The organism is Bradyrhizobium sp. 141, from assembly GCF_023074055.1.
Classification (GTDB): domain Bacteria; phylum Pseudomonadota; class Alphaproteobacteria; order Rhizobiales; family Xanthobacteraceae; genus Bradyrhizobium.
Genome location: NZ_JADPKR010000056.1, coordinates 1 through 4,132, shown reverse-complemented (window position 1 = coordinate 4,132; position 4,132 = coordinate 1). Strand labels below are relative to the sequence as shown.

General features: G+C 55.3%; 2 protein-coding genes. Both read left to right on the top strand.

Annotated elements, in window-relative coordinates; genetic code table 11:
• Nucleotides 1-2,128: 2,128 nt before the first annotated feature.
• Complete coding sequence (lepB, locus tag IVA81_RS16300; protein WP_247319862.1) at nucleotides 2,129-2,851, top strand: signal peptidase I; 723 nt, start codon at nucleotides 2,129-2,131, stop codon at nucleotides 2,849-2,851.
• A gap of 538 nt (nucleotides 2,852-3,389) precedes the next feature.
• Complete coding sequence (locus IVA81_RS16295) at nucleotides 3,390-3,599, top strand: PRC-barrel domain-containing protein (protein WP_247319860.1); 210 nt, start codon at nucleotides 3,390-3,392, stop codon at nucleotides 3,597-3,599.
• Nucleotides 3,600-4,132: the final 533 nt, after the last annotated feature.

Sequence of the window (4,132 nt, the reverse complement as noted above, 5' to 3'; positions counted from 1 at the left end):
GTGAGCAAATCCCACCAACCTTGAGGCCTACCGCCCGATTGCTATCGTCCCACCGAGCCAAATAGCGCGCCCGCAACTCATAGGGTCACAAGCTCTCAGACTGACAGTCTCGGCTCCTCAACCTGCCAACCGCGTCACACTCAGCCCGACAACGATGTCATACAAACCTCTTCCATCAACTCTATTGAAGGAATGGAGCCCACTAATCATATCACATCAACCTTGCGGACCGACGCTCGCAATGAGCATCTCCCGCGCTGGAACAGAAGCAAGCTTGGCGATGAAGGAAGCGCTTCTGATGCCTCCCTTCGCTACAGCGGGCAGCGTACGAGTTCTGCAGCAGCGGCGGCGGAGGGGTCAGCCACTCGTAGGTGGAATAACGATCTACTGAATGAATTCCGCTCGACGCCAACGTTGGCCGTGATCGTGGATGCGATGGACCTTCCCATGCAAGAAGCGGCTACGGCTGCCGAACTGAGACAGAGGGGAGGCGGCCGCGCTTACATTGTTGAAGAACTGTTGGCTCGCGGAGTGTTGCGACGTGTCTAGGCCGAGGCAGGCCACGGGTCCTTCCGGCTTTTAGATCGCCCGCGGGTAATTCGCACCGCGCCTGCGCGGTAGCTGAAGGTACTGAAAAGTTGGGTTGACAAGGTTGACGTGGTTGACAGCCAGGTTGACAGGGGAGGGGGTGGTCAAAAGTCTAGAGGGGAGACCTCGGGACCGGTCTCCCTGGTTCACACGCAAAATCTTGGAATTAAATACAAAAAGCCCTCCGTGGGCCGCAGCTCCTTGCACCGCCGTGTGGTCGTCACCCCCGGTGCAAGCCTGGTTCGGCTTAGCCCTGGCTGGCAGCTTGGGCTAATCCTAACCGCCTCAACGCTGGTGTCCTGTGCGCAAGGCTTTCGGTGCACAAATAAGGTCATTGCGTTCTTCCTTCAGCCTCTGCAGACGGCGAGGCCGAGGAATTAGCCATAGCTGGCAGCGAGGGCCCGGCGCTAGAGGTTGAGGTGGGGGGATAAGTGATTCCTCAGGGCCTGACAGGCCGCGGACCGGCCTCCCTCCCACGCGCCGCCAAAACAAGAATTTCAGGCCCATGAGGGACCTGGTGGCGCGAAAAGATCCGATGGACAGGACGTTTTGCGGGCACTTAGGATTGCGCTCGTGAACGAGCGATCCGTTTTAGCCAATGGCCCGAGCCGTACGGAAGCAGGAGCGCGTTGTGAAAACTCATCCACTTCGCCCATCACGACGCCTCCTGCTAATTTATCGAGCGGCGATACTCTTGGCGATGATGGCGTACATGCTTTACGAGCCAAGTGTGCAAGAAACGTCGGTCTTTCTCGTCGTTCTTTTCGTGGCGCTTCCAATTTTGGTGTCACTCTTTTGGTACTATCGGATTGTGGTGAGGATTAAGCAGCAAGCGCTCAACGCCGCGTTAGCCTACACGAGCCTCACGGATAAAACGTACTTCGTATATTTGCGTTCATTTGACACTGCAGGTCGAATGCCCATTTTAAATTCCTACGGAGGGTGGACTGAGAGATCTCTTGTAGGAAAATACTGGGACGTGGAATTTGCCCTTACTACCGCAGTTGCACACGAAGGCCTTCTAGTTGCAATCGGAGACAAAAGAGTAACGGTCGGTGCCGCTAAGGTCATAGCTTCCGATGACGAGTGGCAGTCCAGGTTTATTGACCTTTGCTCGAAAGCGAAGGCGATCTTTATTCTACCGGACGTCTCGGAATCTCTAATCTGGGAAATGGCTCAAATAGTCGGATCACCCGCCTTGTTGTCGAAGGCGTTCTTTCTGATGCCTCCGCGACGATCGGGCGTCTTTCGGTTTCTGTTTGGTACCGGAGCTCTTGGAGCTGCTCTAGGGTGGATGTTCGGCCATAGGGGCCGCTGGTGGAACCGAACCCGAGAAGCACTTGGTAAGAGAGGCTTGATCGTTCCCGACTTTAGGTGGGAAGGGGCAATTTTCGGCATGGGAGGCGCGGGAAAGTTCGATCGCGTTTATCCCTTTGATTGGCTGGAATCAGATCTTCTGACCAAATTCTTAGCAGCGCCTGGCGAGACCAACGAAAAATTTGAAAAGCGCTGGTTTGAGCGGTGGCCCGTTACATGGACAATTTTTACCCCCGGCGCCTTTCTGCCGGTCTTGGTGATATTCATTTGCGTCCTAGTCTTTCGAAGCTTCTTTTTCCATCCATTCAATATCCCGTCTGGGTCGATGAAGAACACGCTCATGGTTGGTGACTACCTGTTTGTGTCAAAGTACAGCTATGGCTACAGCAGGTATTCCGGTCTGTTGCCGTCGTTTTCGGGGCGCATATTCGGTCGGGAGCCGTCGCGCGGCGATGTCGTAGTGTTTAGACTTCCGAAGGAAGAATCTACTGATTACATCAAGCGCGTTGTCGGGCTTCCCGGAGATCGTATCCAGGTGAAGCAAGGGCTCCTCTATATCAACGAGGTAGCGGTCAAGCGTGAACAGTTGAGCGACTTCATCGGCGAGGATCCCTGCGGGTCGGACGTGATCGCAAGAGTCAAACGCTGGAAGGAGACGCTGCCAAACGGTGTCAGTCATGAAACGCTCGACTGCGTCGACAACGGCTTTTACGATAATACTAGCGTCTACGCTGTGCCACCGGGACATTATTTCATGATGGGCGACAATCGTGACAACTCGACTGACAGCCGTGTGATGTCAGCGGTGGGTTACGTGCCATTCGATAATATCATTGGCCGAGCGCAGATGATCTTCTTCTCGATCAGCGAGGGCGAGCATGCCTGGATGTTTTGGCGCTGGTCTTTTGCGGTGCGCTGGAATCGACTTTTTCACCTCGTAAGGTGAGAGCGGCGAACTTGGGGAGAAACGAAACGACGGACTAAGGTTTAACTGGCGCTTGGGAGCGCGGACGAGGCCGAAAATCAAAGGCCAGACCTGAGCGTCTGCCATTGGCCGACTTCTTCCATAACGTCTCATATCCGAATGAGTCAGATGCTGCTCCGAAAGCGGACGTGCCGCGGGTTCGGTATCGTTGCCCGCTTTTGTCTCTCTCTCTCTCTCTCTCTCTCTCTCTCTCTCTCTCTCTCTCTCTCTCTCTCTCTCTCTCTATCTCTATCTCTTCATGTTGCAGTAGTCTTGAATACGGCGTGCTGGCGGAACCGAAGGCTCCGTCATGCGCAACGGAATTGACATTGACCTCATGCACGGTCGCGCCATCGTTCGAGAGATCGGCGAGAGACTACGTGCGTCGCTGAAACCAGAGCCAGAACTACCGGCGAGCCTGAGAGCGCAAATCGATCGGCTCCGCGAATTCGAAGCGGCCGAGCACTGGAACAAGCCGCGCGGTTGAGCCGCGGTCGGCTCGACCGAACATGGATGAACGATGCCGCCGGTGAAGCTTCGTGCATCGACGATCTTGAATGAGTACGGTAAGGCGCGATCCGAATTGATCGGCAAAACCGTCGTCTTTACCGACGGAAAGGCAGGCACGGTCGAGAACGTTTGGCTGGATGAATTGCACGGGCTTCGGATTTCAATCAAAGGTCATGACGGAAGATGGCTGATCTCAACCATCAAGTTCAAGGAGAACTAGACCTTCGCACCCCGCGGCGCACCACCCCAATAGCGCGCTATTTCAGAACATTCCGATCAGGTCTCAATCAGGAACGTCGTGCTCATAACCGCGACCGTAAGGAACACGTCGCTCGCCGAAAGAGGGTTCATGAATGCGTCAGCATCTTGCGAAGCTCCCGGGAGTAAATCATTCAGGCTAGAAAATGTTTCAGTTCCAAACGCAGGCGACGCGAGATGCGAGCGGCGCGGACATCTGAGGCAGCCTAAGGCAAGGCCCGCTTCGGGTCACAGGCGGTGCCGGGGACCAGCGTGGGCACGCATCCGCTCTGCCTCCAATAGGCAACATTGCAACGGCCTCTGCCTTGTTTGGCTATGGGCCAGAACCGGACCTTTGCTTGTTCACTCAATTACCTTATCGGCGCTCGCGACGAGCGCAGGAGGTACGAAAAGCCTCAGTTGCTTGGCTGTCTTGAGGTTGAGGGACAACTCGAATTTGGTTACTTGGTAAATCGGGATGTCGCCGGGCTTTGCTCCTCGGAGAATCGCGTCGAT

Bases quoted from the DNA above. Each gene is read 5' to 3' on its own strand.
- IVA81_RS16295 (WP_247319860.1), top strand. From the start codon at position 3,390: ATGCCGCCGGTGAAGCTTCGTGCATCGACGATCTTGAATGAGTACGGT.